The following is a 26,133-nucleotide window of genomic DNA, read 5'->3' on the forward strand; positions in this document are numbered from 1 at the left end:
GTGCCGCAAAAACCTGGATTCGGCACAACAGTGGGGCCCGCGCGTCACACGGACCGCCGCAGCCCGAGCAGTCGGCGGCGGCCTCGTCGCACGACGTTCATCGCCCGGGTCTGCCACCTCGGGCCGACCTTGGGCAGCGGCGCCACCTTGACCATTTCGGCGAGCGTGTCGAGCGCGACGTCGAGCACGGCCGTATCCGACGGGGGCTGGGCATCGTCGGCGGCCCGACGCTCGACGACGAGGTCGTCAAGGGTTCCCGACACCTGATAACCGGCGGCACGGACCGACCCGACCATCGACTCGGACTTGTCGGCCACCCACTCGCGCTGGCTGGTGGACAGTCCCTGGGGCGCACCCGACGGCGCCTCGAACAGGATCTCGCCGATGACCTGACCCTTGATCACCCGCTCGTAGCGTCGCCACTCCACGTCGTCGGGCTGGAGCCGGACGTTGAGTTGCCGGAGGAACTCGGCCTGCGGCGCCGACAGCGACGAGTTCAGGCTCGGTACCGGGACCGTGAGCGTGGCGGGATCGACGTCGAGCGCGCCGAGGAACCGCTCCCACAGTCCGTCGCCGGCCGCATGCCCCTTGCGCGGCACGGTCACCACGTGGACGCGATCGGGGCCGACCGCATCGGCCCACTGCCCCAGGATGCGCAGGTAATCCTGGAACTCCCAGAACGGCTCCTCCACCTCCGGGGTGGTCACCGAGGTGTCGGGCGGGTCGGCGTAGGCGCGGACGTTGGTGACGAACTCCTCGAAGGTCGCCCGACGCTGGTTCTTGACGTTCTCCTGCCACACCGAAGGCATTTGTCGTGCGAGGTCGCGGACCGTGGCGATCACATGGACCTCGTCGGCGAACGACAGGTCGGACATCAGCGTCGCGATGTGGTCGGGCGTGGCGGTGCTGTACAGCTCGTGGGACAGCAGCGACGCCTGCGGCCAGGCGCGGATCTGGCCGAGCAACGTCGGCCAGGTCCGCGCATATGCCGGGTCGACCCAGTCCAGATACCGGTCGGGCTGCAGATGAACCGCGGCGTGGAAATGGTCGGAGATCACATTGCCGGGATAGAGCAGCCCCGACGAGCGAAGTGCCAGGTCACGGTTGCGCCAGAGCCGATCCTGCAGGTGCGTGGTCCCGGTCTTGGGGAGTCCGATGTGCACGAAGACGACAGACATGATGGTCTGGAGCTTAACGGCCCGGCGTCGATTTGGGTCCCATGGTGCCCGCTGGTAAAGTGGATCGCTGTTGCATGGTCGGCGCGATCACCCGATCCACGGCCTGCGCGGGACTTCGGCACGATGCACTCGGCGCTGCGAGACCCAGGGACAACCAACCAGAACCGACAAGAGGTATACACGCGTGGCAAACATCAAGTCGCAGGTCAAGCGCATCCGGACCAACGAGGACGCTCGTCGTCGCAACCAGTCCGTGAGGTCGGCGCTGCGTACCGCGATCCGCAACTTCCGTGAAGCTGTCGACGCCGGCGACAAGGACAAGGCCGCCGAGCTCGCCCAGTTCGCGGGCCGCAAGCTCGACAAGGCCGCCAGCAAGGGCGTCATCCACGCCAACCAGGCCGCCAACAAGAAGTCGGCCATGGACCTCGCGGTCAACAAGCTCTGACCTGACTGATCTGCCTTCGCGCTGAGTTACAGCGTTCACGGCTCACCCCGGTGACATCCACGCAGTCACCGGGGTGAGCTGCGTTCACGTGCGAGCGCGGGACGGCCGCAGATCGGCGACCGCGGCTACCGCGTGCTCCAGGCTGTAATCCGCGTCGGCCGCCTGCCCCTTCACATCGCCGTTGAGTTTCGCGACGACGATCATCGCCTGCGCGATCGACGTCGAATCCCAGGCGCGGGCCTGCCCCTGCACCTTCTTCACGCGACCCGGCGACATCCCCACCTCGGACGCCACACGGTACTGATCGGCCGATCCCATCGCCCGCACCCGCGCGATGGCGTGGACGGCTTCGGCGAGCGCATCGGCCAGCAGCACCCGAGGCACACCGTGATGCTCGGCCCACGCCAGGGACTCGAGTGCGCCCGCCCGGTCACCGGTGACCGCCTTGTCGGCGACCTCGAATCCGGTGATCTCCGGACGGCCCTGGTAGTAGAGCCCCACGGCTTCGGCCGTGACCTTGCCGCCGGTGTCGGCGACCAACTGGCTGCACGCCGCCGCCAGCTCACGCAGCTCGGCGCCGACACCTTCGGTGACCTGTTCGACGACATCATTTCCGACCTTGACCCCCAGGGCCCGGAACTCCCGTCGGACGAAATCCATCCGCTCGTTGGGCCACCTGGGCGCCACACAGCTGTGTTCGACCGCGCCGGCCTTCTGCAGAGCCGAGACCAGAGACTTGGCGCGCCCACCGCCGGTGTGCACCACCATCAAGATGATGCCCTCGGGCAGTTCCCCGGCGGTCGCGGCGATGAGCGCGGCAGGCTCCTTACCCGCGTCGGCAGCCGACTCGACGACGATGACGCGGTCTTCGGCGAACAACGACGGACTCAGCAGCTCGGCCAACTCGGGGCCGGTGACGTCGCCGGCGCGCACCCGCGTCACCGGGACATCGGCGCCCGTCGACGCCGACTGGTCCGCCACGACGCGCGAGATCACCCGGCCCGTCAGGAAATCATCGTCGCCGATCAGCAGGTGCAGACGTTCGGTCACGGCGACCATGCTGCCAGACCAGTACGACAACGCCGAGGGTGCACGCCCCCACCACCGCGACACCCAGCGGGCCGTCGGGCACCGGGACCGATGCCCATGACGCCCCGCCGAATATCCGCGCGCACTGCAGCATCCACCACATCTCCGGGCCGAGCGCGCGCAACCCTAGGACGGCGACAGACGCGCCGAGGCCGTCGGGTCCCCCGATCGAGGCGATCACCGCGGCCGCGGTGCCGACGATCCCGACAACACCCACCACCGGGACCACCAGGATGTTGGCGGCCAGAGCGACCACGGAGAACCGCCCGGACAGCATCGCGATCACCGGCGCCGTCACCATCTGAGCGGCCAGCGCCATCGCCACCAGCTCCGCCAGACCACGAGGTATCCGCTTGCCGCGCAACCAGTCCCGCAAACCCGCCGACCACAGGACCAGCCCGGCGGTGGCCAGCACCGACAGCGCGAAGCCCGGCGCGACCGCCAGGTCGGGCCACCACAGCAGCCCGACGATGGTCGCCGCCCCGAGTGCGGGCATCGCCACCGACCGTCGGGAGGTCACGAGTGCGAGCAGCGCGATCATGCCCATCATCGCCGCACGCAACACACTCGGCGAGGGCCGCACCAGGACGACGAAGGCCACCAGGGTGAGCACGCCCACGATCGCCGTGATCCGTGGCGACGCCCCGGCCATCCGCACCGCCATCACCACCGCACCGACGACGAGGGTGAAGTTCGCACCGGATACCGCGGTCAGATGGGAGAGCCCAGCGGCGCGGAAGTCGTCGCGCACCTCGCGGTCGAGAGCACTGACGTCACCGAGTACCAGCCCCGGCAGCAGGCCCGCGCCCTCCGGCCCGAGGGCGCGCGCCGCCACCTCGCGCAACCGATCCCGGACCGCGCCGGCGAGACGCTGCTGCGGCGGTGGCCGGCCCAGCAGTCGCGGTGCGCCCGCCGCGGTCAGCCGGGCCACCAGCAGCTCCCCGGCGCGGGGCGGACGGACCCGAACGAGAGCGGAAACCCGTTGCCCGGGAAGGAGGTTCGACCATCCGGCACCCGGGCCCGCGAGCATCGCCGCCGCGGGCGGCGATGCCTGTCCGGCCACCGCGGTGACCTCGACCCGCACCCGCACCCGACCGCTCGCCGCCGGCTCCATCAGCACCGGGTCGTCGCGCACGACCAGCACCACGCGCGCCTTCTGATCGATGTGGGACAACGGGTGCCGGGCACGCGCCTCCAGCCGCAGGTACAGCCCGAGCGCGGTGATCGCGGCCATCGCCGCCACCACCACGACGATCCCCGCCGCCGACCATGCGACCACGCCGCGGCGCAGCAACCCCAGCACCACGATCGCCGTCACCGCCGACACCACCGCCGTGCCGGCGGTGGCGGCAGGGACGAGCACGCCGGCCACCGTGACCGCCCATACGGCCGCGGCAGGTGCTGCGAGCCGATAGTCACCCGCCGGGACGACTGCCCCGAGCGCCGACCGCGAGGTCACACGGTGACCAGGTCACGCAGCTTCGCCAGCCGCGCCGGACCGATGCCGTCGACCTCGCCGAGTTGATCGACGGACGTGAAGCGACCGTGCCGATCTCGCCACGCGAGGATCGCCTTGGCGGTCACCGGCCCCACTCCGGGCAGCGCATCGAGTTGCGCCTCGGTGGCCGTGTTCAGATCGACCTTCCCGCCGGGCGCGGACGTCGCGGCGGCCCGCGGTCCGGCGCCGGCACTCGGGATGGTCGACGGAGACCGGCCACCGTCCGCCTCCCCGCCGGCGGCGACCACCGCGCTGCGCAGCGTCATCCGCCCCGGGCCGTGCGCATACCCGACGAGGATCTGATCACCGTCGTTGACGCGTTGAGCCATGTTGAGCGACAACAGATCTGCTCCCTCGCGAGCGCCGCCGGCCCGGGCGATCGCGTCGGCCACCCGGGCGGCCGGCGGCAGCCGGACCAGCCCGGGCCGGCGCACCAGACCGACGACGCTGACGACCAGCTCGGCCGACGGCGACGTGCTCGCCGCGGCGCCGGCCGCCCCACGCTCGGGCGGCGCGCCGGTCGTCGGCGCGATGGGGCCGGCACTCGCCGGAAAGGCCACGGCCGGCACGGGTTCCGAGGGTGACCGCAGGACCGAGTACCCGGCCACCGCACACGCCACGACCCCGATCAGGATGAGGGCGATCGCCGCCGGCGGGGCCACCGCCACCCGGCGACGTCCGTGATCGTCGTCGGCATCGTCGAGAAGCTCGCCGAAGCGGTCCCCGATCGTCGTCGACGAGCCCGAATGCTCCTCCGGTGCAAGCGAATCCAGCCAGGTCGGCACGGCGGCGACACCCCACCCACCGTCGGCCCGGTCGGCGCCGGCGGTGTCGCCGACCGCGGATCGATCGCCCGGCGGCTCCTCGCCCGGCGACTCCCCGGCCGGTGAACCGTCGGCCGACGGGTCGTCGGGCAGGTTGCCGAGCCTGTCGAGTGCACTTCGGGGGTGGCGCGCGGAAGAACCCATGCGCCGAGGCTAGGTAGCGCGACGGTCAACTGGCCGCCACAACCCGGGTGCGGGTCCGACATCTGTGGATGAACGCCGGATGTGGATGAAGGGCGGATGTGGATGAAGGGCGGCGGCGCTCAGTCCGTTTCGAACGGCTCGAGATGGGTCGCGATCGCCACGCCGATCGCGCCGGCACCGACGTGACAGCCGAGCACGGGTCCGAGGTCGACGGTGATCTCGGAGGTCACCTCCGTCAGCCGGCCCCGCAGCTGCTCGGCGACCTCGCCCGCGAGTTCGGGTGACTGGCTGTGTTGCACACCGAGGGTGACCGGCCGGCCGTCGGCCGATTCGACCGCGGCGTCGACCATCTTGTCGAGGGCCTTGGAAAAGGTGCGGTGTCGCTCGCGCAGTGTCAGCGCACCGTCGACCATGTGCAGGATCGGCTTGATCGCCAGCGCCGACCCGAGCATCTTGCCGGCCGCGCTGATGCGTCCGCTGGCCCGCAGGTTGTCGAGCAGGTGCACGCAGATCAGCGAGTCGACGGTGGAGGCCTGGCGAATCGCCGATTCGTAGACGCGGTCGCGGTCGGCACCCTCGGCGGCCGCCTGCGCCGCTCCGATCGCGGTGAAACCGACGGCCAGTCCGACCGATCGGGAATCCACGATGCGGACATGGCCGGGAAACCTCTCGGCGGCCAGCCTCGCCGCTCCCCACGTCCCCGACAACCGTCGCGACATGAACACCCCGACCACCCCGGCGCCGTCACTCGCCGCGATCGCCTGCTCGAAGGCCTCGGCCATCTCGTGCGGATTGGCACCCGATGTGGAGACCCCGGGTGTGGAGATGATGTCCGCGGGGATGTCGTCGACGCCCTCGAGATAGTCCTTGTCGTCCAACCTCAGATGCAGCGGAACCAGCCGGATGCCGAAGCGGTCGGCCAGCGACGCGGGCAGCCGGGACGACGAATCGGTGACGACGACGACAGGCACTCGTCTACGTTAGCGGGTCGGCCGACATGGCATCGGTCACGCCGGCGGCGACCAGATCCGCGATACGGCGATGACAGTCGAAACCCCAATGGATACCGTCCGGATTCATCTCGCCGGGCGTCATGTGGAATGCATCACGGGTGACCGGATAGAAGTCGACGACACCCAATTCGTGACCGCGAGCCCAGTCCGCCATCGCCGCCGTGGTGGGGATGCGACCGGAGTGCACGTAGCCGTAATACGGACTGCGATGCGTCGGCGGCAGGCACACGACGACCGGCAACTCCGGGCGCAACTGCGCGAGAGCGGATCGCACCTTCTCCAGATATTCGACGGTCAGTTTCGGCGGCAGGGCCATCGGCCAGCCGGCCTTCGACGCACGGGGCTGCACCCACTGGTATCCGTTCCGGATCACCTGCCGGAGACGGCCGGGGCGCACATACCGGATCTGTTCCCGCAGCGCCGTCGGCAGCGGCGACGGCAGGCTGTCCATCCCGCCGAACGCGAGGACCACCACGTCGGCGGTGGGTACCGCGGCCCAGATGTTCGGGTCCTGCGTCAACGCCCACCAGATGTCGCGGGACGTCCACCCGATCCGGCCGAACAGTTCGACCTCGATCCCGCATCGCTCGCCGACGATGTTCGGCCAGATGCGCGGATCGTCGGCCGCCAGCCCGCCGGTCGGACCGTAGTACGCGAGTGAATCCGACAGGACGACGATCGTCATCGGACGGCACTCATTGAACGCCGGCGTCGGCGCTCTCGGCCGACGCGTTCCACACGTCGAGCCGCCACCGCGGGGCGCCACCGGGCAGGCTGTGCCCCGACAACTGCACCCAACTGGTGTTCGCGAGTCCGCCGAACACCGGCCACGAGGTCTCCGGCAGCCCGAGCAGTGCCGCGGTCATCGCGGCGATGACGCCACCATGGGCGACCAGCACCACGGGGGCCTCCGGACGCTCACCGGTCCCCCAGTCGTCGCGGCCGGCGACGAGCTCGTCGACGACCGGGACCGAGCGATGGGCGACGTCGATGCGGCTCTCACCGTTCGGCGGTGCCCAACTCGCGTCGTCCCGCCAGATCCGGCGGGCACCGGGCATGGCCGTGTCGACCTCGGTGTGCGTCATGCCCTGCCAGTCGCCGAGATGGGTCTCGCGCAGCCGGACGTCGGTGCCCACAGTCAGTCCGGTGAGTTGGGCCAGCGCCTCGGCGGTGTCGCGGGCGCGCCGCAGATCCGACGAGGCGATCAGCATCGGCCCCCGGTCGGCGAGCGCGGCCGCCGCGGCCTTCGCCTGACGCCGACCGACCTCCGAGAGGTCGGTGTCGAGCTGTCCCTGCATCCGGCTGGCGGCGTTGTACTCGGTTTGCCCGTGGCGCAACAGGATCAGCCGCCGCACCACCGGGGTGAGTCGCTCGACGGAGGTGTCGTGGCTGTCGGGCCCGTAGTTCACGAGACACCCTCGATCGCGATGACCGGGCAGTCCTTCCACAGCCGCTCGAGAGCGTAGAAGTTGCGCTCGTCGCTGTGCTGGATGTGCACGACGATGTCGGCGTAGTCGATCAACGCCCACCGTCCCTCACGGGTGCCTTCCCGTCGCACCGGCTTGTAGCCCGCCTCCCGCAGCTTGTCCTCGACCTCGTCGACGATCGCGGTGACCTGCCGCTCGTTGTCGGCGGACGCGATGACGAAGATGTCGGTGATGACGAGCTGCTCGGAGACGTCGATGACCGTCACGTCGTGCGCGAGCTTGTCGGCGGCGGCGCGCGCGGCGATGGTCGCCATCTCCAGTGCTTCGGCTGAGGCGGTCACACTGTTCCTTCCGTTGGGTGATGTCAGGGGGCCGAGACGCCGGGCGAGGACGCGCGGGACGCTCGGTAGAGCTTGCGTTTGTTGATGTACTGGACCACCCCGTCGGGCACGAGGTACCAGACCGGGCGCCCGCGGGCGGCCCGGTCCCGGCAGTCCGTCGACGAGATGGCCAGGGCCGGTATCTCGAGCAGTTGCAGCGTGTCCTCGGGGAGTTCCTTGAGGTGCTGCGCGAGGTGTGTGGCGTCGAGCTTGTAGCCGGGCCGGCTGACGCCGATGAAGAACGCCAGCTCGAACAGTCCCTCCCAGTCCTGCCAGGACAGGATGGAGTCCAGCGCGTCGGCGCCGGTGATGAAGTAGAGCTCGGCGTCGGGATGGATGGTGCGCAGATCGCGCAGCGTGTCGACGGTGTAGGTGTAACCCTCGCGTTCGATGTCGACGCGGCTGACGGAGAACCGCGGGTTCGACGCGGTGGCGATGACCGTCATCAGGTACCGGTCCTCGGCCGGGCTGACCGACGCCCGCGCCTCCGATGTGCCGTCGGATGTGGGCTTTGTGTCGTCCTCGTCGGTCGTCTTCTGCCACGGTCGCCCGGTGGGGACGAAGATGACCTCGTCGAGGGAGAAGCGGTGGGCCACCTCGCTGGCGGCGACGAGGTGCCCGTTGTGGATCGGGTCGAAGGTGCCGCCCATGACGCCGATACGACGCGCGCGGGGGCGCGGCGGCGACGGGCGGTCGGTGGCCATGAGGAGTGAGTTTACTTCAGTGCACCGGCCTCACACCGGCAGCAGGTCGGCGATGGCGCGGCCGAGCTGGGTGGCGTTACGGCATTCGAACATCTCGATGATCTCGTCGTACTCCTGCGCCGCGGAATCGCCGGTTCCCCAGTTGCGGCGTGCCTCGGGGTTGAGCCAGTAGGCATGCCGTGCGCGGTCGACGAGTTCGCGGAGTGAGTCGAGCCGGGGGTCGTGGTAGTTGTTGCGGGCGTCGCCGAGGATCAGCAGCGCCCCGCGGTGGGTCAGCGTGTCGCCGTAGTTCTCGACGAATCCCTTCAGCATGTTGCCGTAGTCGGAATGCCCGTCGCGAGTGACGATGCGTGCCTCCGAGATCATCCGATGCATACTGGTGCCGAAGTCCTCGTCGTCGGCACCGCGTTCGAAGTAGTCGGTGACCTCGTCCACCGTATCCACGAACGCATAGACCCGCACCTTCGAAAACTGTTGCCGCAGAGCATAAACCAGCCGCAGCGTGAACTGCGAGAACCCGGCGACCGATCCCGAGACGTCGCACAGGACGGTGAGCTCGGGTCGCCCCGGACGCGGTTTGCGGTGGCTCAGTTCGATCGGCACGCCGCCGGTGGACATCGACTTGCGGAGCGTCTGTCGCACATCGACGGCGCCGCGGTGGGCACGCCGGCGGCGGATCTCGAGTTTCGCGGCCAGCAGCCGTGCCAGCGGTTCGATGGTGCGGCGGATCTCGGCCAGTTCCGCGGCACCGGCCGAGAGGAAGTTGATGTTCTCCGGCAGCGTCGGGACGGCATAGTCGGCGACACGCTGCCGACCGTTGCGGCCGGCCATCCGGCGCTGGGTCTCGGCTTCGACCTTCGCCCGGAAGTCGGCGGTCTTGGCGCGCGCCGCACGACGGTAGAGCGGCTCGGTGCCGGGCCGGTCGCCGAGCGAGCCGTCGTCGTCACCGGCACCGGCGCCGGACATGGCGGCGGCGATCTTGGCGATCAGCGTCTGCGGGTTCACCGCCGAGAGCGCCTGGTAGGCGGAGAACGCCTGTCCGCGGGTGGAGCCGTACTGGCCCAGCTGGTCGACGATCAACGCGACCATCGCATCGAGCCGGCCGTCGGTGGCGGCTTCGTCGTCGGCGAGCATCTGCGCGATCATGTCCCGGACGGCCTCGGTGTCCACCTCGCCGTCTTCCGTACGCGGGAGGTCGGTGACCGTCGTGCGCGCACCCGTGCCGAGCGGGAACCACAGGTCGAAGACGGTGTCGAAGACCCGCCGGTGCATCTGATCGCTGATCAGCGTGGCGGCCAGCCCCTCCCGCAGGGACCGCCGGTCGAGGAGATCGAGAACGGCCATGGCCCGCGCGGCGTCGATCAGCCCGGACGGGCCGACGACGATGCCGCGGTGACGGAGTTCGTCGACGAACCCGGTGAGGTGATCGACGATCGGCACGTCGCCGGCCGCGCGACGATCCGCGTCCGTCGTCATCTCAGCCCAGCTTGAGTTCTTTGAGTGCCGTCTTCAGGTCGGGACGGTGTTTGAGGACGACACCGAGCGTCCGGGCGATCAGTCCGTCGTCGAGTTTGCCGGCGCCCGCGCCGGAGGCCTCGTCGCCGGCGCCGAGGGCGAGCAGCGTGTTACCCCAGTCGATGGTCTCGGCCACCGACGGCTTCTTGCGGATGTCGAGGGTGCGCAGCACGCCGACCACCCGCACCAGTTCGGCGGCCAGCGCATCCGAGAGCCGGGGAACCCTCGACGCGAGGATCTCCCGTTCCCGGGCCGCCTCCGGGAAGTCGATATAGAGGTACAGGCAACGACGCTTGAGTGCCTCGGACAGGTCCCGCGTGGCGTTGGACGTGAGGATCACGATGGGACGGCGGGTGGCGGCGACCGTGCCCATCTCCGGGATGGTGACCGCGAAGTCGCTGAGCACCTCGAGCAGCAGACCTTCCATGTCGACGTCGGCCTTGTCGACCTCGTCGATCAGCAGCACCGTCGGCTCGGACCGCGAGATCGCCCTGAGCAGCGGCCGCGGCAGCAGGAACTCGTCGGAGAAGATGTCACTCTTGGCCTCGTCCCACGAGCGGGTGCCGGTGGCCTGGATCGCGAGGATCTGCTTGGCGTGGTTCCACTCGTAGAGTGCGCGGGCCTCGTCGATGCCCTCATAGCACTGCAGCCGGACCAGCTCGGCTCCGATGGCCTGCGAAATCGCCCGCGACAGTTCGGTTTTCCCGACACCGGCCGGTCCTTCGACCAGCAGCGGCTTCCCGAGCCGGTCGGCGAGGAAGGTCGAGGTGGCGGTCGCCTCGTCGGCGAGGTAACCGGTCGACGCCAGGCGGGCGAGGACGTCGGGGACGTCGGCGAAGGACGGGACGGTGGTGGCGGTCGAGGGGGTGATCGTCGGCTCCGTCATCACGCGGGCCTGATGTGGCCGTCGCCCCAGACGATCCACTTGGTCGAGGTCAGTTCCGGCAGCCCCATCGGTCCGCGGGCGTGCAGTTTCTGTGTCGAGATCCCGATCTCCGCGCCGAAGCCGAACTGTTCGCCGTCGGTGAAGGCGGTCGACGCGTTGACCATCACGGCGGCGGCGTCGACGCGGCTGGTGAACTCGCGGGCGGCGGAAAGGTCGGTGGTGACGATCGCCTCGGTGTGCCCGGTCCCGTAGGTGTCGATGTGGGCGACGGCGGCGTCGAGGTCGTCGACGACCTTCATCGCGATGTCCAGCGACAGGTACTCGTCGGACCAGTCGGCCTCGGTGGCCGGTTCCATGTCGGGTTCGTCGCCGTGGATGACCACACCCTGAGCCCGCAGGGCCTGCGAGATCTTGGGCACCGCGTCGGCGGCGACCGCCTTGTCGATCAGCACCGTCTCGGCGGTGTTGCAGACGCTGGGGCGGCGGGTCTTGGAGTTCATGACGATGCGCGTGGCGATGTCGAGGTCGGCGAGCGCGTGCACGTAGACGTGACAGTTGCCGGTGCCCGTCTCGATGGTCGGCACGGTCGCGTTCGCGACGACCGCGTTGATCAGGCCGGCGCCGCCGCGGGGGATGACGACGTCGACGAGGCCGCGGGCCCGGATGAGCGCGGTGACGCTCGACCGGTCCTCGCTCGGCAGCAGCGCCACCATGTCCGGATTGATCCCCTTGTCCTGCAACACCTCTCGCAGGACACGCACGAGCTCCTCATTCGAGTTGGCCGCCGACGACGAACCCCGCAGCAGCACGGCGTTGCCGGCCTTGAAGGCGATGCCGAACGCGTCGACGGTGACGTTGGGCCGGGCCTCGTACACCATGCCGACCACACCGAGCGGTACCCGCACCTGACGCAGTTCCAGCCCGTTGGGCAGCGTCTTGCCGGACACCACCTCGCCGATCGGATCGGGCAGCCCGGCCACCTGCCGCAGGCCGTCGGCGATCCCGATGACCCGTTCGGGGGTCAGGCGCAGCCGGTCGACGAGGCTCGCCTCGGTGCCGTCGTTCTCCGCGCGGGTGACGTCCGCCGCGTTGGCCGCGAGGATCGCCTCGGTGCCGGCCTCGAGCGCGTCGGCGGCGGCGAGCAGGACCGCGTTCTTGTCGGCGGTGGTCAGCCGCGCCAATGAGCGGGACGCGATCCGTGCGGCCTTCGCCAGACCGGTGACGACGCGTTCGACGTCGGCGGCGCCGGAGCCCGAGCTCACATCCGGGTCGGCGGTGGGTGCACTCATCAATCCTCGCTTCGCCTGCGGAAATATGTCGTTCTCCAGATTACGCACAGCAGAGGTTGCACCCGGACGCGGCGTACGTGGCCGGTGCAACCCCTACCTGCGGTGGCGCTGAGACGGTCAGTTGTCGCAGACCGCATCCATCCCGAACTCGATGGCGCCGTACTCCGAGTCGGTCGTGTCGCTCACCTTCTCCATGGTGTTGAAGCTGATGTGGGGCCACTTGATGAGCCCGGGCTGCCCGTCGCGCCGATTGAAGAACTCGAGCATGACGATCTGCAGATACTGCAGGCGCACCTTGATCGTGCCGCCCTCGTCGACCTTCTGAATCCAGAACGTCGAGCGCATCTCGGTGGCATTGGCCTGTGACACCACGAACGGAATGTTGTGGATGCCACCGGACGCGACGGTGGTGTCGAGGGTGATGGTGGTGGTCTCGACGATGTTGACGCCGTCGTTGGCGTTGCGCAGCAGGGCTGCCGGGTCCGTCGGGTCCAGGAGACCCTGGAATTTGTTGGCGCCGGTGAAGTGCTTGTACGGAGCCAGATACGGCGAATTGATGTCCTGCCCCACCCCGATCGGCAAGGCGCTGACCGGAACGATGGTCGGCGCGCCCGGGTCGGTCCGGGCCGAGCCCAGGGCCAGCACCGCATCTCCGTGGGGAATCGTGGCCAGGCGGCCGATGGTGGGGCCACCATCGGTCTGGTTCTGCATGAACAGGAACAGTCCCGGCTCGTGGTGGATGGCGGCGCCCGCGCTTCCGGCGACGGTGCTCTCCGGCGAATCGGCGGACGCGATCTGCTTGATCGACTGCTCGTAGTCGAGGGTGCCCACCTCCTGGTCGGTCTGCACCGTCGTCCCGTTGAGCGAGATCCCACGGTTGGGCACGTTCTTGTCGACCAGGCTGAACTTGAGGACCTCGTTGTACTGATTGAGCAGCAGGCGGTAATTGAGCGCGCGCCCGGTGACCGGGTCGGGCTCGGTCCGGAACGGCAATGCGATGAGGTTCCATCCCCGGCCGGTGAGGTTCGGTTCGTTCTTCCAGGTGCCGGGGAGTTCGGCCAGGAAGCCGAGGTCCTCGTCACCGGCGGTCGCGAGGCCGATGCTGCGGGCGTCGGGGTCGGCGACAGATGTCACGGTCGGTACGTCGGTCACGGGGGCGGGTGGTTCTTCGATGATCGTCATTTCTGACCTTTCGGGTGCTGGGTGAGGACGGTCAGCATCGAGATTCGGCGCACGCGGATCGTCCGACACGCGTAGACAACTACTCGAATCCGACGTCGGGCCACGGTCGGTCCTTCGTCCGACCGCCACCCCGGGATCGGTTCGGTCATCGAGACCGACAGTGCCCCAAGGATTTCGCCAGCACTTGTCGCGATGCGGCGTCGATCGGCAGTCGATAGGCGACCGCGACCGTGACGAACTGGATCGCGTACACACAGTGGAATCGCTTGTCCGGCGGCATCCATCGGGCCGGTTCGGCGTCGCTCTTGGCCTGGTTGGAGGTGCCATCGACGGCGACCAGGTTCGCCGGGTCGTTCGCGAACTCGGTCCGCGTCGGTCCCGGCCATGCCCAGGCACCCATGTCCCATGCGTAGGCGAGCGGCACGATGTGGTCGATCTGCACCGCACCGGGCGCCCGGTCGCGGCGGAACGCCACGAAGCCGCCGGTATACGGACTGCGGAACTCGCCGGCCAGAACCGCTCCCGGGCAGCTCGCGACCTTCCCGAGCCGGGTGTCGGTGAGATCGCGGGACAGGATGTCGTTGCGGGTGTCGCAGCCGTTGCCGCCGCCGGCCACCGACACCTCGTCGGTCCACGGTGCGCCGAATGCGTCCCGCCGATAGTCGTCGCGCGCAAGCCGTTGTGCGGCAACGATAATCGCCTGCAGCATCGACGACGCGGACTCCGCGCGGGCACGCAGCATCGGGTCGGTGGCCGGCGCCGCGGACAGGGTCAGCACGGCCGCCAGCACCGCACTGCCGACACAGGCGATCAGCACCGTCCACCAGCGCAGCGGCCAGCGCACGGCGGCTCGTCGGTCGCGGATACGCGCCGTGACCACACCCATCACCCCTGTTGGACGCACACCGCCAGCGCGCGGTTCCATCGAGGACGGTCGTCGTCCGCAATCGGCCATAGCGTGGCTCCCGACCACAGCACACGACCCGACAGCCTGGAGAAACGATGAATCTCGCGTCCGTCCGCATCATCACTGCGTCCATCGAGCAGATGGTGTCCTTCTACGAACAGGTGACCTCGATCCCGGCCCGCTGGGCGACACCTGATTTCGCGGAAATCGTCACTCCGGCAGGAACGCTCGCGATCGCGAGCGAACGCACCAAGGCGTTGTTCACGGCAGATTTCCTGGAAGGCGCCGCGAACCGCACGGTCATCGTGGAGTTCCTGGTCGACGATGTCGACGCGGAGTTCGCCCGCCTCGCCGCACACATCCCGGAGACGGTTCAGGAACCCACCACGATGCCGTGGGGCAATCGGTCGCTGCTGTTCCGGGACCCCGACGGCAACCTGGTCAACCTGTTCACGCCGGTGAACGAGGAAGCCGCCGCGCGACTCGCCCGATGACCGGCACCGCGGCTACGACTTGTCGAGGTACTCCACCCTGTTGGGGGCCAGGATCGCGTCGACGAGGTCGGCGAGCGGCCGATGATCGGCCAGTTCGAGGTCGGCCCCGACGACCTCCTCGGCGAGGTCGCGCGCATCGGCGATGACCTCGGTGTCGGCGAGCAACGAGAGGAACCGCAGCGACGAGGTGCCACCCGACTGCATGGAACCGAGGATGTCACCTTCGCGCCGCTGCTCGAGATCGACTCGGGCGAGGACGAATCCGTCGTTGGACTTCTCCACCGCCCGCAGTCGAGCCATCGCCTGCGAGACCGGCGCCGACCCGGTCATCAGCAGGCAGAGTCCGGCGTGCGCGCCGCGGCCGACGCGGCCCCGCAACTGATGGAGTTGGCTGACGCCGAATCGCTCGGCGTCGACGATGACCATCATCGTCGCGTTGGGCACGTCGACACCGACCTCGATGACGGTGGTCGACACGAGAAGGTCGATCTCGCCCCGCCCGAAGGCGTCCATCACGGCGTTCTTGTCGTCGGCCGGCATCCGGCCGTGCAGCATCTCGATCCGGCGCCCGCCCAGCGGCCCGGCGAGCAGGGCCTCGTACTGTTCGATCACCGAGGTGGTCTTCAGCGCCGGGTCGGCGGAGCTCTTCGCCTTCTTGTCCTCGTCGTCCCCGATCCGGGAACACACCACATACACCTGGCGGCCCGCGGCGATCTCCTCCTCGGCCCGCACCCACACGCGATCCACCCAGTCCGGCTTGCCCATCGGCACCACCGAGGTGCTGATCGGTTGCCGGCCGCGCGGCAATTCGGTCAGGACCGAGGTGTCGAGGTCGCCGAAGACGGTCATGGCCACCGTCCGGGGGATCGGGGTCGCGGTCATCACCAGGCAGTGCGGCATCAGTCCGTCACGACCTCTGCCGCGCAGCACATCTCGCTGTTCGACCCCGAACCGGTGCTGTTCGTCGACGACCACCATCCCGAGATCGAAGAAGCTGACGTTCTCCTCGAGGAGCGCGTGCGTGCCGATGACGATGCCCGCGATGCCGGAGACGACGTCGAGCAACGTCTGCCGGCGACCGGCGGTCTTCATCGACCCGGTCAACAGCACCACCTTGGTCGCGCCCTCGGCCGCGGTCAGTTCGCCCGCCTCGGCGAGATCACCCAGCATGCTGCGCATCGTTCGATAGTGCTGTGCGGCAAGCACTTCGGTGGGCGCCAGGATCGCGCACTGGTGCCCGTTGTCGACCACCCGCAGCATCGCGAGCAGCGAGACGAGCGTCTTACCCGAGCCGACCTCCCCCTCCAAGAGGCGGCTCATGGGGCTTGCGGCGCCGAGGTCGTCGGCGATCTCGGTGACCACGTCGGTCTGACCGTCGGTGAGGGTGAACGGCAGGCGGGCGAGCAGCCGGTCCTCGAGTCCGCCCTCGACGTGCGGGCACGGCGGGGCGTGTTCGGCCCGCCCGGCGATGCGGCGGCCGGCGAGAACCGTCTGAATCGCCAGTGCCTCATCGAATTTCAGCCTGGCCCGGGCGGTGTCGATGTCGTCGTCGGTGTCCGGCAGGTGGATGCGGTGCACGGCGTCGTCGGTGGTGATCAACCCGCGCTCGGCCCGTTGCTCCTCGGTCAGGGCGTCGGGCGGCCGCTCGCCGTCGTCGAGCGCGGTGAGCACCCGGCGGATCGCCGACCAGATGTGCCAGGTCTGGATCTCCTTGGATGCCGGGTAGATCGGCACGATGGCCCGGTCGAAGCCGGCCGGATCGATCTCGCCGTCCGCGGTCTGCGCCTCGAGTGCGTACATCTCGGAGAGCATCGCGGAACCGACGACGCGATCGACCTCCGGTTCGCCATCGGGGAGCACCGCCCACTCCGGGTGCGACAGCTGCACCTGCCCGCGGAAGGTCTTCACTTTTCCGGCCATCATCACCCGCGCGCCCGGCCGCAGCTTCTGCTGGATGAAGCGGGCGTTGAAGAAGTTCGCCTCGTAGCCGTGGGTGCCGTCGGTGACGGCCACCTTGAGGAACTGGCCGTGGCGCTTGCGCATCGAGATCATCTTCGCCGACGTGATGCGTCCCACGATGGTGACCCACTCGTCGTCGACGGGGAGTTCGTCGTTGGAGAGCTGACCGTGCCGGACATAGCGGCGCGGCGCGTACCGGATCAGTTCGCCGATCGTGCCGATGTCGAGGGACGCGAGCTTCTCGACGATTTTCGGGTCGAGGACGGTGTCGAGGCGATCGTTGAGGCCGACCACTACTCGAGACCGACCTGCAGGATCTGATCGGACTGGCCGGTCCGATAGATGGCGAGTTCCACGCCCTGGTAGCTCCGGCGCATCTGCACGGTGATCGCGTCGAGGACCTCGTCGTCGACGTCCGCGCCGGCCATCACGGTGACCATCTCCCCGCCGGTCGCGAGCATCAGATCAACCAGTGCGGTCGCCGCACCGGTCTGGTCGGCCGAGATCACCAACACGTCGGAACCGATGAGCCCCAACACATCTCCGATGTCACAGGTGCCGGCAAGCGTCATCATCCGGGTGTCGGCCCGCACCAGCGATCCCCATCGGGTGCCGGCCACGGCAGCCGCCATGGCGTAGGAGTCGGCGTCCGGCGAGTCGCTGGGGTCGTGGACCGCGAGGGCCGAAAGACACTGCACCATCGACGACGTCGGCAGATTGACCACGGTGCGCAACGGCGATCTGGCCTCGGCGGTGACCGCCACCAGATCCTGGGCGGGGAGTTTGCCGTTGGCCATCACGACGACGTGGGCGCTGTCGGTGTCGCGGATCGCGTCCAGCAATGTGTCCGGACTGAGACCGTCGTCGGCACGCACCACCCGCGCGCCCTCCTCGGCGAAGAGCTCGGCAGCTCCTTCACCGGTGACGACGGCCACCACCGCACGTTTGTGACGCGGCGGGGTTTCGACGGTGCCGATCTGCGCGCGGATGGCATCGAGCGCGAAACAACTGATCCGGATGTCGGACACGGCCCCGCGTACGACCCCGGCCTCGACCGCCGCGCCCGGCTCGCTCGTGTGTACGTGCACCGAGAACCGTTCGTGTTCCCCGCTGGAGTTGTCACCGACGATGACCACCGCGTCGCCGAGCGCGTTGAGTGTCTCGCGCAGCGACCCCACCTCCGCGGCCACGCCCTCGTACAGGTACATGACCTCGAAGTCCATGTCGCTGCCGCCGGAACACGGCTCGTTGTCCTGGTGGCCGGGTTCTCCGCCGCCGATGAGGATGCCCCGGTAGTGACGGCGACGGGTCGCCACGCCGGTGAGGACCTCGACCATCGCGTCGGCCATCACGAGAAATCCGCGACCGCCGGCATCGACCACCCCGGCGCTGGCGAGTTCGGGCATCTGTTCGGGTGTCCGCTCGAGCGCTTCGGCACATTCGTCGGCGATCGCCCGGGCCAGGTCGGCCGGGGACTCGTCGGCGTGGGCGGCGGCCGTCTCGGCCGCGGTGCGGATGACGGTGAGCACCGTGCCCTCCCGCGGTTCGCTCACCGCGCGGACCGCGGCCAGCGACGCCAGCCGCAGCCCCGCCGACATCAGCCGGTTGAAGGTCAGCACCGATTCGTCGGCCAACGCCTCGGCGGCGTCGGCCATGCCGACGAGTACCTGCGAGAGGATCACCCCGGAGTTGCCGCGGGCGGCGGCGACGGCGCCGTCGGCCATCGCTCGCGCGACCGATGCGATCCCCGCATCGGGGGGCTCGGCGGCCACCGTCTCGGCGGCCGCCCGCATGGTGGACAGCATGTTGCTGCCGGTGTCGGAATCCGGGATCGGGAACACGTTGAGATCGTTGATCTCGCCGCGCAGCCCCTCCAGATTGTCGGCCGCGGCCTGCGCCCAATCCCGCAGCAGCTGCGGATCCATCGCCCGGCGCACACCGCCGTCGAGAACCGGCTCCACACGCACCCCTTACCGTGAAGTGATTGTGTCCGAGGTTACTCGGGGGCGGTGACACACCGGCGACGGACCGATGCCGCCGGTGAGCGGATTTGGCCGGGTGGCCGGACGGAGGCTATCCTTGCAGGGTTGCCTGTCGGCCGTCCCCACTCGACGCATCGTCGGACGCGGACACCGCGGGCTCATAACCGGACCATTTTCTACCAAGGGAGTTCATGATGGCTGCCGTCTGCGATATCTGCGGCAAGGGACCGGGCTTCGGCAAGTCGGTGTCGCACTCGCACCGGCGCACGAACCGCCGGTGGAACCCGAACATCCAGTCGGTGCGCGTTGAGGTCGCACCGGGGAACCGCAAGCGTAAGAACGTGTGCACCTCCTGCCTGAAGGCGGGTAAGACCGCTCTCGTCTGATAGACGGCGGTCAGCGAACAGCAACAAACACAACCCGATCCCGAGCGAGCAGTCGGTCTGCCCCGGGGTCGGGTCTTTGTGTGTCTGCGGATAGAGTTCGCGCCATGACCTCTACTCAGACACCCGTCGAAGCCGTTCCCCTGGTCGGCGAGCAGGATTCGGTCCTCACGATCGCCGTGTCCACGGCCGCGGCCGGCACCTCGCTCAACGACGACGCACTCGCGCAGGGCACGGCCGCACTCCGCCAGATCGCACGCGGCGAGCGCGAGGTCGGCGCCATCCTGCTGGTGGGTGCGGGCGCCAATTTCTGTGCCGGCGGCAACGTCCGCGCCTTCGCCGCGGCCGACGACCGGCCCGACTACCTGCAGCACCTCGCCGACACCTTCCACCTCTTCCTGACCGCGCTGCACGAGGCCAACCGCCCGGTCGTCGCCGCGGTCAAGGGCTGGGCCGCCGGAGCCGGCATGAGCATCGTGTTGCACGCCGACGTCGCGATCGCCGGGACCTCGACCAAGCTACGACCGGCCTACCGCGGTATCGGCCTGTCCCCGGACGGCGGGATGACCTGGACCCTGCCCCGCGTCGTCGGCGCGGCACGCGCACGGCAGCTCATCCTGACCGATCAGATCATCGACGCCGAGCACGCGCTGGCCTGGGGAATCGTCTCCGAGATCGTCGACGACGCCGACGTCGACTCCACCGCGCGCGCCGCCGCCGAGACCATCGCCGCCGGCCCCTGGGGCGCGAACGCCGCCACCCGGGCCCTGTTGACCCGCTCGCCCTCGGTCACGCTGCCCGAACAACTCGCCGCCGAGGCGCAATCGATCGCGCGGCTGTCCGGGTCGCCCGAGGGCATCGAAGGTGTCGACGCATTCGTCGGCAAACGCACACCCGACTACCCGTCGGCGCGCCGGGGCTGAGTTCGCTCCCCCATCCACATACGAAATGCCCCATCCACACACGGGATCCCGTATGCAGATGGGCAATTTCGTGTGGGTTCGCGTGTCACGGAGCCGGATCGGCGCTTCCGGCGTCCAATGGACATGCACGAGTTCCCCACCGACGGTCACGGGATCATCTACCGACGTACCGCCATCGACCACGGCTACACCGACAAACAGCTGGCCAGAGCGGTCGACGAGGGTCTGCTGGAGCGGATCTGGCAGGGCGCGTTCGTCGTCACACCGGCGAAACCCCTCAAGCCGCACGAACTGCATCGCCTGACGGCGGTTGCGGTGGCCACGCTCGGCGACGGTTCGGTACTGAGTCACGAATCGGCGGGATTGGTGCACGGTCTGTCCCTCCTGCATCCGCGTCTCGGCCGGGTGCACATCGCCACCGGACTCGCGACGGGCGGGCGGATCGACACGAACAGGCATCTGCACTCGGGCACCCTGGACGCGGGTGACGTGACGACGGTGCTCGAGACCGTCTGCGTGACAACGCTGGAACGCACGGCCGCCGATATCGCGTGCAGCCAGAGCTTTTCGGCCGCGCTCGCCGTGCTCGATTCCGCGCTTCGGCTCGGCGCCGACCCCGACCTCATCGCGGCCTATCTCGAGCGGCACCGGCGTGGCGTCGCACAGGCCCGGCGGGCGCTGGCATTCGCGGACGCCGGCGCGGAGAACGCCGGCGAGTCGTGGGGACGTGCGCAGATCATTGCCGCCGGCCTGCCGGTTCCGCGTCTACAGCACAAGTTCTACGACCACGACGGCGGGTTCGTGGGTCGGTGCGACTACGACTGGGACGCCAAACTGGCGGCGGAGTTCGACGGCATGGTGAAGTACCAGCGCCATCTGCGTGAGGGTGAGACCCCGTTCGATGCGATGCGCCGGGAAAAGGCCCGCGAAGACGCGCTGCGCAGGCTCGGGATCATGGTGATCCGGTGGATCTGGGACGATCTGCGCAACAACCGCGTCGTACCGATGGTGCGGGAATGGCTCAACCGTCTCGGGCTGGTGGCGTGAAACACACGAAACACCCTTCCCACACACGGGATCCCGTATGCAGACGGGCCAAACCGTGTGTGGATGCGGCACCGCACTCAGCTCGGCAGTCGCCAATCCACCGGGTCCGCACCGAGCTCCTCGAGCGCCTCGTTGGCGCGGCTGAACGGGCGCGACCCGAAGAACCCGCGGCTCGCCGACAGCGGCGACGGATGCGGCGACACGATCACCGGTACATCGGGCATCCACTGCTGCAGATTGGCGGCGTCGCGACCCCACAGGATGGCGACGAGGGGCTCGCCCTCACGGGCGACCAGCGCCTTGATCGCGCATTCGGTGACCTGCTCCCAGCCCTTGCCCCGATGCGACGCGGACTCCCCCGGCGACACCGTGAGCACTCGATTCAGCAGCAGCACACCGGATTTCGCCCACGGCGTGAGGTCGCCGCTGGCCGGCATCGGGTAGCCGAGGTCGTCGCAGTACTCGCGGTAGATGTTGGCCAGCGACCGCGGGATCGGTGACACCTCGGGCGCCACCGAGAAACTCAGTCCGACGGCGTGGCCGGGCGTGGGGTAGGGGTCCTGACCGACGATGAGCACCCGGACGTCGTCGAACGGTTGGGTGAAGGCTCGCAGGACGTTGCGGCCGGCCGGCAGATAACCGCGCCCGGCGGCGTTCTCGGCGCGCAGGAACTGCCCCATCGACGCGACGACGTCCTCCACCGGCGCCAGGGCCGCAGCCCACCCGGGATCGAGCAACTCCGACATCGGACGCGCACTCATCGACACTCCCCCGCTCGATCCGGCCGCACGTGGACATTGACATCCGCCCCGGAGACCGCGGCACGATCCCCGAACGCGTAGATGGACATGGACAGAATCTAGTGGACCCTCCCGCGTCTGCGGCTCACGACCCGAACGACTGCCATCCGTGCAGGTCTCGGGCTCCGTCACCGTCAACGATCACGCCGGCACCCGACGTCACCGCGCCGATGCGGGTCCAACCGGCCGGGACGGACTCGGGCGCGAAGGCGGCGAGCAGTTCGTGGTCCTCGCCGCCGGCGACGATCCAGTCGCGGGGGTCGACACCGATCGCCGCGGCCGCCGCCGCGATCTCGGGGTCGGAGGGCACCAGGCCGCTCTCCACCGAAAGCAGGGTGCCCGACGCCGCGGACATCGTCACGAGTTCCTCGACCAACCCGTCGGAGATGTCGGTCATCGCGTGCGCCCCGGCCCGCGCGGCCACCGGCCCCTGCGCAAGATCGGGTGCCGGGAGACGGTAGGCGCCGACTAGGCGTGGAAACGCATCGAGAAGACCGGTGTCGCCACGCTTCTCCGCGTCCGCCAACAGCGCGAGTCCGGCGGCGCTGGATCCGAGCGCCGTCCCGGTGACGGCCAGGACGTCCCCCGGTCGTGCGCCGCTGACGACGATCGGCAGCGCACCGTCGAGCACTCCGACGGCCGTGACCGTCACCACCACCTGACCGGCGGCCACCAGATCTCCACCGAGCACACGCGCACCGAATCGGTGGGTGGCGTCCACGATGCCGGCATTCAGGTCGAGCACCGTGCCGACCGGGGTGTCGGCCGGACATGCGATCGAGACGACGATCCCGGTCGTGCGGCCACCCATCGCGGCGATGTCGGCGGCGCTGGCCACCACCGCCCGTGCTCCGACGGTGCGGGCGTCGGACCAGTCGAAGCGGAAGTGTCTGCCCTGTACGGCGGTGTCGGTGCTGATCACGGCGGGTCCGGCGGTGTCGATGACCGCCGCGTCGTCACCCGACCCGATGACGATGTCGTGGCCGGTTCCCGGTGGCGGGCGCAGATCCGACCCCGCCGCGGCGCGGGTCAGGGCGGCGATGAGGCGTCGCTCCCCGACCTCGCCGACCGTACGTGACCGATCAACCGGATCGCCGGCGGGTTCGACGGTCACGACGCCTCCTTGATCCGTTTGAGTCGCGCTTTCCCGGGTTTGTCGGCGACAATATGGCGACAGTGTATTGGCACGGGACATTTCGCCCCGACGAGATACCTGCTCCGGATGCCGTTCGGCGGTGCGGAGCACAAACGAGAGGATGGGCGTGGTTCAGGCATACATACTGATCCAGACCGAGGTCGGACGGGCAGCGTTGGCCGCCGCGACGATTGCGGAGATCTCCGGTGTCGCCTCGTCCGAAGAGGTCAGCGGACCCTACGACGTCATCGTCCGGGTGGATGCCGCCGATGCCACGCACCTCACCGATGATGTCGTGCCCCAGATCCAGAAGGTGGAGGGCATCACCCGCACCCTCACCTGCCCGGTGGTGCAGAACCCTCGTTGAGGGGTCGTAGGGTGTGGTCGTGACCGACGACGACACCACCCCGCCGGATGACGCAGCGCCAGGCGACGCACCGTCGGGCGACGTGGAATCGTCCGACGCGGCGCACACCGGCCGGCCGTCGCGCGATGCCGCCGAGCCGCGACTGAGTCCCGCCCTGATCGCCGTGCTGGTCGCCATCCCGGTCATGGTGATCGCCGGGTTCATCGCCTACGCCGCACTTCGCCCGGATCATCCCGGCACGCCCGTCGACTCGTACACGGTCAGCGAATCCGCGGCGGCCGACTGCACCGGCCTGCTCGCCGCCCTGCCGACGACGTTCGACGGTTTCGGCGGCAAGCAGGTGGACGGCACGACGGTCACCTGGCCGTCCGACGACGGCGGCGACCCGGTCACCCTGCGGTGCGGCGTCTCCCGCCCGTCGGAACTGTCCCCGACGAGCAACCTGCAGGTGATCAACCCGGTGCAGTGGTTCATCACCGACACCGTCGAGGGGTCCGGTCAGGCGTATGTGTGCGTCGACCACCGGCCGTATGTGGCGATGTGGATTCCGGTCAACGCCGGGAACGGGCCGATCACCGACGTGTCGGCGATCATCGAGAACACGCTGCCGCGGGCGCCACTCGATTTCGGCTGATCCGCGACGAGCGACCTCAGCTGTACTCGGGCTTGGTGCTGCGACCGAGCAACATGCTGACGGCGTCGGCGACGGACAGCCCGGAATGGCACACCTGATGGACCGCGTCGGTCAGCGGCATCTCGACGTCGTGCTTGTCGGCCAGCGCGCGCACCGACGTGCACGACTTCACGCCCTCGGCGACCTGCCCGTGGGCGGCCTCCTGGGCCTCCTCCATGGTGGCGCCCTCGCCGAGGCGGGCCCCGAACGTCCGGTTGCGTGACAGCGGTGACGAGCACGTCGCGACGAGGTCGCCGATGCCGGCGAGTCCGGCGAGGGTCTCGATCTGGGCGCCGAGTGTGACCCCGAGACGGATGGTCTCGGCCAGCCCGCGGGTGATGATCGTCGCGAGGGTGTTCTGTCCGAACCCGACGCCGCTGGCCATGCCGCACGCGAGCGCGATGACGTTCTTCACCGCACCGCCGATCTCACAGCCGATGACGTCGGTGTTGGTGTACGGCCGGAAGTAGCCGGTGGCGAACGCCTGCTGCAGTCTGCGCGCACGATCCTCGTCGGTGCAGGCGATCACCGTCGCGGCCGGCTGACCCTCGGCGATCTCCCGGGCCAGATTGGGTCCCGACAACGCCGCGATCCGGTCGGCCGGCGCCCCCGACTCCTCGGCGATGACCTCGGTCATCCGCATCAGCGTGCTCGTCTCGACGCCCTTGGCGAGCGACACATAGGTGACGTCGGGCACCACGTATGCCGCCCAGTCCTTCAGGTTGGGCCGCAACACCTGCGACGGGATGGCACACACGACGACGTCGGCCCCGGACAGCGCATCTGCGACCGAACTGGTGGCCACCAGTGCGTCGGGCAAGGTGATGCCGGGCAGGTAATCCGCGTTGACATGCTCGGCGTTGATGCGATCGGCCAGTGCGGGCTCGCGTGCCCAGATCCGTGTGTCGGTGCCAGCATCGACCAGTACTTTTCCGATCGCCGTTCCCCAGGATCCGGCACCCATCACCACTGCGCGCACGCCTACTCCTTTGCCGACACGGTTGTCTGCTCAGCCTAGTCCGTGCGAGCGTGCGACCTGACCGGTTCTCGGGCAACGGATGCGCGAGTGGGGCGGGGTTGGGTCCGTCGACGGCCGATGGGCATCATGGTCTGCATGACCGCGCCATCGGGTCCGGGACCGGACCACCACCACGCCGCTGGTGCCGTGGCCGCGGTGATGGCGGTCAAACGCCTCGATGCGGCCAAGTCCCGGCTCGCGTCGAGTCTCCCCGCCCCCGGCGGCCTGCACGGCGCACTCGTGCTCGCCATGCTGTCCGACACCATCGGCGCCGTGCGCCGGGCCGGGATCGATCGCCTCGTCGTGGTGTCGCCCGACGACGACGTGCTGGCCACCGCACACGCCGCCGGCGCCGTCGGACTGCGCGAAGACGACACCCAGCGTTCCGCCGACGCGACGCCGGGACGACTGAACCTGGCGCTGTCGGCCGCCGAGACGGCCGCGCGGCTCCGCTGGCACGATCTGTCGACCATCGTCTTCATCCAGGCCGACCTGCCCGCCGCCACGGCGGCCGGTCTCCGGGAGGTACTGACGGCGGCGGCCGGGCATCCACAGGCGATGGTGACCGATCGCGAGGCCACCGGCACCACGATCCTCATCCGCGCGTCGTCGATCGCCGGACCACCCCGTTTCGGACCGAATTCGGCTGCGGCACATCGTGCCGCCGGGGCGGTGGAACTCGACCCGGGACATCGGCGATGGCCTGACCTGCGAACCGACGTCGACACCGCCGCCGACCTGGAGGCCGCTCGCCTGATCGGGCTCGGCCCACGCACCGCCGCCGAACTGTCCGGCCGACCGGTTGCCGCGTCGGACACCTCGGCACCGGCGCGACGGTGCGGGTGAGCGGTCCGCCGGCCTGCCGCCCCCG

At 69.4% G+C, this 26,133-nt stretch carries 27 protein-coding genes; 8 read left to right on the forward strand and 19 right to left on the reverse strand.

Annotated features, from left to right (window positions below; genetic code table 11):
• Positions 1-44 precede the first annotated feature (44 nt).
• Positions 45-1,178, reverse strand: coding sequence for a sulfotransferase family protein (locus ACWDTI_RS06940; RefSeq protein WP_449737304.1), 1,134 nt, complete (start codon positions 1,176-1,178; stop codon positions 45-47).
• 184 nt (positions 1,179-1,362) lie between these two features.
• Between ACWDTI_RS06940 and rpsT the strand changes: the two genes are divergently transcribed.
• Positions 1,363-1,623: a 30S ribosomal protein S20 gene (gene rpsT / locus ACWDTI_RS06945; protein ID WP_449737305.1), complete on the forward strand. Its 261-nt coding sequence runs from the start codon at positions 1,363-1,365 to the stop codon at positions 1,621-1,623.
• An 84-nt stretch (positions 1,624-1,707) separates the two neighbouring features.
• Here the strand turns inward: rpsT and holA are convergent, their stop codons facing one another.
• The 13 genes from holA to ACWDTI_RS07010 all read right to left on the reverse strand — a co-directional run bounded on the left by holA (position 1,708) and on the right by ACWDTI_RS07010 (position 14,460).
• The gene (gene holA, locus ACWDTI_RS06950) at positions 1,708-2,682 is read right to left on the reverse strand and encodes a DNA polymerase III subunit delta (RefSeq protein WP_449737306.1); all 975 of its coding nucleotides are present in this window, start codon (positions 2,680-2,682) and stop codon (positions 1,708-1,710) included.
• Positions 2,636-4,171, reverse strand: a complete 1,536-nt coding sequence (locus ACWDTI_RS06955; protein ID WP_449737307.1) for a ComEC/Rec2 family competence protein — start codon at positions 4,169-4,171, stop codon at positions 2,636-2,638. The genes holA and ACWDTI_RS06955 overlap by 47 nt, the downstream gene beginning before the upstream one ends.
• Positions 4,168-5,178 (reverse strand): helix-hairpin-helix domain-containing protein, encoded by a 1,011-nt coding sequence (locus tag ACWDTI_RS06960; RefSeq protein WP_449737308.1) that lies wholly within the window; start codon positions 5,176-5,178, stop codon positions 4,168-4,170. The genes ACWDTI_RS06955 and ACWDTI_RS06960 overlap by 4 nt, the downstream gene beginning before the upstream one ends.
• A gap of 119 nt (positions 5,179-5,297) precedes the next feature.
• Positions 5,298-6,149, reverse strand: coding sequence for a DegV family protein (locus ACWDTI_RS06965; RefSeq protein WP_449737309.1), 852 nt, complete (start codon positions 6,147-6,149; stop codon positions 5,298-5,300).
• Between the two features lie 4 nt (positions 6,150-6,153).
• The gene (gene octT / locus ACWDTI_RS06970; RefSeq protein ID WP_449737310.1) at positions 6,154-6,876 is read right to left on the reverse strand and encodes a diglucosylglycerate octanoyltransferase; all 723 of its coding nucleotides are present in this window, start codon (positions 6,874-6,876) and stop codon (positions 6,154-6,156) included.
• Positions 6,877-6,886: 10 nt separating this feature from the next.
• Positions 6,887-7,600: a histidine phosphatase family protein gene (locus tag ACWDTI_RS06975; RefSeq protein ID WP_449737311.1), complete on the reverse strand. Its 714-nt coding sequence runs from the start codon at positions 7,598-7,600 to the stop codon at positions 6,887-6,889.
• On the reverse strand, positions 7,597-7,959 hold the full coding sequence (gene rsfS / locus ACWDTI_RS06980; protein ID WP_449737312.1) for a ribosome silencing factor: 363 nt from the start codon (positions 7,957-7,959) through the stop codon (positions 7,597-7,599). The genes ACWDTI_RS06975 and rsfS overlap by 4 nt, the downstream gene beginning before the upstream one ends.
• A gap of 23 nt (positions 7,960-7,982) precedes the next feature.
• Positions 7,983-8,702: a nicotinate-nucleotide adenylyltransferase gene (gene nadD, locus ACWDTI_RS06985; protein ID WP_449737313.1), complete on the reverse strand. Its 720-nt coding sequence runs from the start codon at positions 8,700-8,702 to the stop codon at positions 7,983-7,985.
• A 30-nt stretch (positions 8,703-8,732) separates the two neighbouring features.
• Positions 8,733-10,178: a vWA domain-containing protein gene (locus ACWDTI_RS06990; RefSeq protein WP_449737314.1), complete on the reverse strand. Its 1,446-nt coding sequence runs from the start codon at positions 10,176-10,178 to the stop codon at positions 8,733-8,735.
• Between the two features lies 1 nt (position 10,179).
• Positions 10,180-11,103 carry an AAA family ATPase gene (locus ACWDTI_RS06995; protein WP_449737315.1) on the reverse strand — a complete coding sequence of 308 codons (924 nt, stop codon included), beginning with the start codon at positions 11,101-11,103 and terminating at the stop codon, positions 10,180-10,182.
• Positions 11,103-12,392, reverse strand: a complete 1,290-nt coding sequence (locus tag ACWDTI_RS07000; RefSeq protein WP_449737316.1) for a glutamate-5-semialdehyde dehydrogenase — start codon at positions 12,390-12,392, stop codon at positions 11,103-11,105. The genes ACWDTI_RS06995 and ACWDTI_RS07000 overlap by 1 nt, the downstream gene beginning before the upstream one ends.
• A gap of 117 nt (positions 12,393-12,509) precedes the next feature.
• Entirely contained in the window at positions 12,510-13,574 is a 1,065-nt protein-coding gene (locus tag ACWDTI_RS07005) for a heme-binding protein (protein ID WP_449737317.1), read from the reverse strand.
• Positions 13,575-13,719: 145 nt separating this feature from the next.
• Entirely contained in the window at positions 13,720-14,460 is a 741-nt protein-coding gene (locus tag ACWDTI_RS07010) for an HNH endonuclease family protein (protein ID WP_449737318.1), read from the reverse strand.
• Positions 14,461-14,576: 116 nt separating this feature from the next.
• On the opposite strand from ACWDTI_RS07010, the gene ACWDTI_RS07015 reads away from it, so the two are divergent.
• Positions 14,577-14,975 carry a VOC family protein gene (locus tag ACWDTI_RS07015; protein ID WP_449737319.1) on the forward strand — a complete coding sequence of 133 codons (399 nt, stop codon included), beginning with the start codon at positions 14,577-14,579 and terminating at the stop codon, positions 14,973-14,975.
• Between the two features lie 12 nt (positions 14,976-14,987).
• Here ACWDTI_RS07015 and recG read toward each other — a convergent pair whose 3' ends face one another.
• Positions 14,988-17,228: an ATP-dependent DNA helicase RecG gene (recG, locus tag ACWDTI_RS07020; protein WP_449737320.1), complete on the reverse strand. Its 2,241-nt coding sequence runs from the start codon at positions 17,226-17,228 to the stop codon at positions 14,988-14,990.
• Positions 17,228-18,859: a DAK2 domain-containing protein gene (locus ACWDTI_RS07025; protein WP_449737422.1), complete on the reverse strand. Its 1,632-nt coding sequence runs from the start codon at positions 18,857-18,859 to the stop codon at positions 17,228-17,230. The genes recG and ACWDTI_RS07025 overlap by 1 nt, the downstream gene beginning before the upstream one ends.
• A gap of 251 nt (positions 18,860-19,110) precedes the next feature.
• On the opposite strand from ACWDTI_RS07025, the gene rpmB reads away from it, so the two are divergent.
• The 3 genes from rpmB (at position 19,111) to ACWDTI_RS07040 (ending at position 21,269) form a co-directional block, all read left to right on the forward strand.
• Positions 19,111-19,302, forward strand: a complete 192-nt coding sequence (rpmB, locus tag ACWDTI_RS07030; RefSeq protein WP_408946550.1) for a 50S ribosomal protein L28 — start codon at positions 19,111-19,113, stop codon at positions 19,300-19,302.
• A gap of 104 nt (positions 19,303-19,406) precedes the next feature.
• Positions 19,407-20,222 carry an enoyl-CoA hydratase/isomerase family protein gene (locus ACWDTI_RS07035; RefSeq protein ID WP_449737321.1) on the forward strand — a complete coding sequence of 272 codons (816 nt, stop codon included), beginning with the start codon at positions 19,407-19,409 and terminating at the stop codon, positions 20,220-20,222.
• A gap of 123 nt (positions 20,223-20,345) precedes the next feature.
• The gene (locus ACWDTI_RS07040; protein ID WP_449737322.1) at positions 20,346-21,269 is read left to right on the forward strand and encodes a type IV toxin-antitoxin system AbiEi family antitoxin domain-containing protein; all 924 of its coding nucleotides are present in this window, start codon (positions 20,346-20,348) and stop codon (positions 21,267-21,269) included.
• A 77-nt stretch (positions 21,270-21,346) separates the two neighbouring features.
• Here ACWDTI_RS07040 and ACWDTI_RS07045 read toward each other — a convergent pair whose 3' ends face one another.
• Together ACWDTI_RS07045 and thiL are read right to left on the reverse strand one after the other, a co-directional pair.
• On the reverse strand, positions 21,347-22,030 hold the full coding sequence (locus tag ACWDTI_RS07045; RefSeq protein ID WP_449737323.1) for a uracil-DNA glycosylase: 684 nt from the start codon (positions 22,028-22,030) through the stop codon (positions 21,347-21,349).
• 124 nt (positions 22,031-22,154) lie between these two features.
• On the reverse strand, positions 22,155-23,183 hold the full coding sequence (gene thiL / locus ACWDTI_RS07050) for a thiamine-phosphate kinase (RefSeq protein WP_449737324.1): 1,029 nt from the start codon (positions 23,181-23,183) through the stop codon (positions 22,155-22,157).
• A 142-nt stretch (positions 23,184-23,325) separates the two neighbouring features.
• Between thiL and ACWDTI_RS07055 the strand changes: the two genes are divergently transcribed.
• Positions 23,326-23,571, forward strand: a complete 246-nt coding sequence (locus tag ACWDTI_RS07055) for an Lrp/AsnC ligand binding domain-containing protein (protein WP_449737325.1) — start codon at positions 23,326-23,328, stop codon at positions 23,569-23,571.
• 13 nt (positions 23,572-23,584) lie between these two features.
• On the forward strand, positions 23,585-24,205 hold the full coding sequence (locus ACWDTI_RS07060; RefSeq protein WP_449737326.1) for a DUF3515 domain-containing protein: 621 nt from the start codon (positions 23,585-23,587) through the stop codon (positions 24,203-24,205).
• A 16-nt stretch (positions 24,206-24,221) separates the two neighbouring features.
• On the opposite strand, the gene ACWDTI_RS07065 is transcribed toward ACWDTI_RS07060, so the two are convergent.
• Positions 24,222-25,223, reverse strand: a complete 1,002-nt coding sequence (locus ACWDTI_RS07065; protein WP_449737327.1) for an NAD(P)H-dependent glycerol-3-phosphate dehydrogenase — start codon at positions 25,221-25,223, stop codon at positions 24,222-24,224.
• 135 nt (positions 25,224-25,358) lie between these two features.
• On the opposite strand from ACWDTI_RS07065, the gene cofC reads away from it, so the two are divergent.
• Positions 25,359-26,108, forward strand: a complete 750-nt coding sequence (cofC, locus tag ACWDTI_RS07070; RefSeq protein WP_449737328.1) for a 2-phospho-L-lactate guanylyltransferase — start codon at positions 25,359-25,361, stop codon at positions 26,106-26,108.
• Positions 26,109-26,133: the final 25 nt, after the last annotated feature.

This window comes from Gordonia sp. NPDC003424, from assembly GCF_053588655.1.

Excerpts from the sequence above, each read along its gene's own strand:
- ACWDTI_RS06940 (WP_449737304.1), bottom strand. The coding sequence starts at position 1,178 with ATGTCTGTCGTCTTCGTGCACATCGGACTCCCCAAGACCGGGACCACG.
- holA (WP_449737306.1), bottom strand. The coding sequence starts at position 2,682 with ATGGTCGCCGTGACCGAACGTCTGCACCTGCTGATCGGCGACGATGAT.
- ACWDTI_RS06960 (WP_449737308.1), bottom strand. The coding sequence starts at position 5,178 with ATGGGTTCTTCCGCGCGCCACCCCCGAAGTGCACTCGACAGGCTCGGC.
- octT (WP_449737310.1), bottom strand. The coding sequence starts at position 6,876 with ATGACGATCGTCGTCCTGTCGGATTCACTCGCGTACTACGGTCCGACC.
- nadD (WP_449737313.1), bottom strand. The coding sequence starts at position 8,702 with ATGGCCACCGACCGCCCGTCGCCGCCGCGCCCCCGCGCGCGTCGTATC.
- ACWDTI_RS06990 (WP_449737314.1), bottom strand. The coding sequence starts at position 10,178 with ATGACGACGGACGCGGATCGTCGCGCGGCCGGCGACGTGCCGATCGTC.
- ACWDTI_RS06995 (WP_449737315.1), bottom strand. The coding sequence starts at position 11,103 with ATGACGGAGCCGACGATCACCCCCTCGACCGCCACCACCGTCCCGTCC.
- ACWDTI_RS07000 (WP_449737316.1), bottom strand. The coding sequence starts at position 12,392 with ATGAGTGCACCCACCGCCGACCCGGATGTGAGCTCGGGCTCCGGCGCC.
- ACWDTI_RS07005 (WP_449737317.1), bottom strand. The coding sequence starts at position 13,574 with ATGACGATCATCGAAGAACCACCCGCCCCCGTGACCGACGTACCGACC.
- ACWDTI_RS07010 (WP_449737318.1), bottom strand. The coding sequence starts at position 14,460 with ATGGGTGTGGTCACGGCGCGTATCCGCGACCGACGAGCCGCCGTGCGC.
- ACWDTI_RS07015 (WP_449737319.1), top strand. The coding sequence starts at position 14,577 with ATGAATCTCGCGTCCGTCCGCATCATCACTGCGTCCATCGAGCAGATG.
- ACWDTI_RS07025 (WP_449737422.1), bottom strand. The coding sequence starts at position 18,859 with ATGGATCCGCAGCTGCTGCGGGATTGGGCGCAGGCCGCGGCCGACAAT.
- rpmB (WP_408946550.1), top strand. The coding sequence starts at position 19,111 with ATGGCTGCCGTCTGCGATATCTGCGGCAAGGGACCGGGCTTCGGCAAG.
- ACWDTI_RS07035 (WP_449737321.1), top strand. The coding sequence starts at position 19,407 with ATGACCTCTACTCAGACACCCGTCGAAGCCGTTCCCCTGGTCGGCGAG.
- ACWDTI_RS07040 (WP_449737322.1), top strand. The coding sequence starts at position 20,346 with ATGCACGAGTTCCCCACCGACGGTCACGGGATCATCTACCGACGTACC.
- ACWDTI_RS07045 (WP_449737323.1), bottom strand. The coding sequence starts at position 22,030 with ATGAGTGCGCGTCCGATGTCGGAGTTGCTCGATCCCGGGTGGGCTGCG.
- ACWDTI_RS07055 (WP_449737325.1), top strand. The coding sequence starts at position 23,326 with ATGGGCGTGGTTCAGGCATACATACTGATCCAGACCGAGGTCGGACGG.
- cofC (WP_449737328.1), top strand. The coding sequence starts at position 25,359 with ATGACCGCGCCATCGGGTCCGGGACCGGACCACCACCACGCCGCTGGT.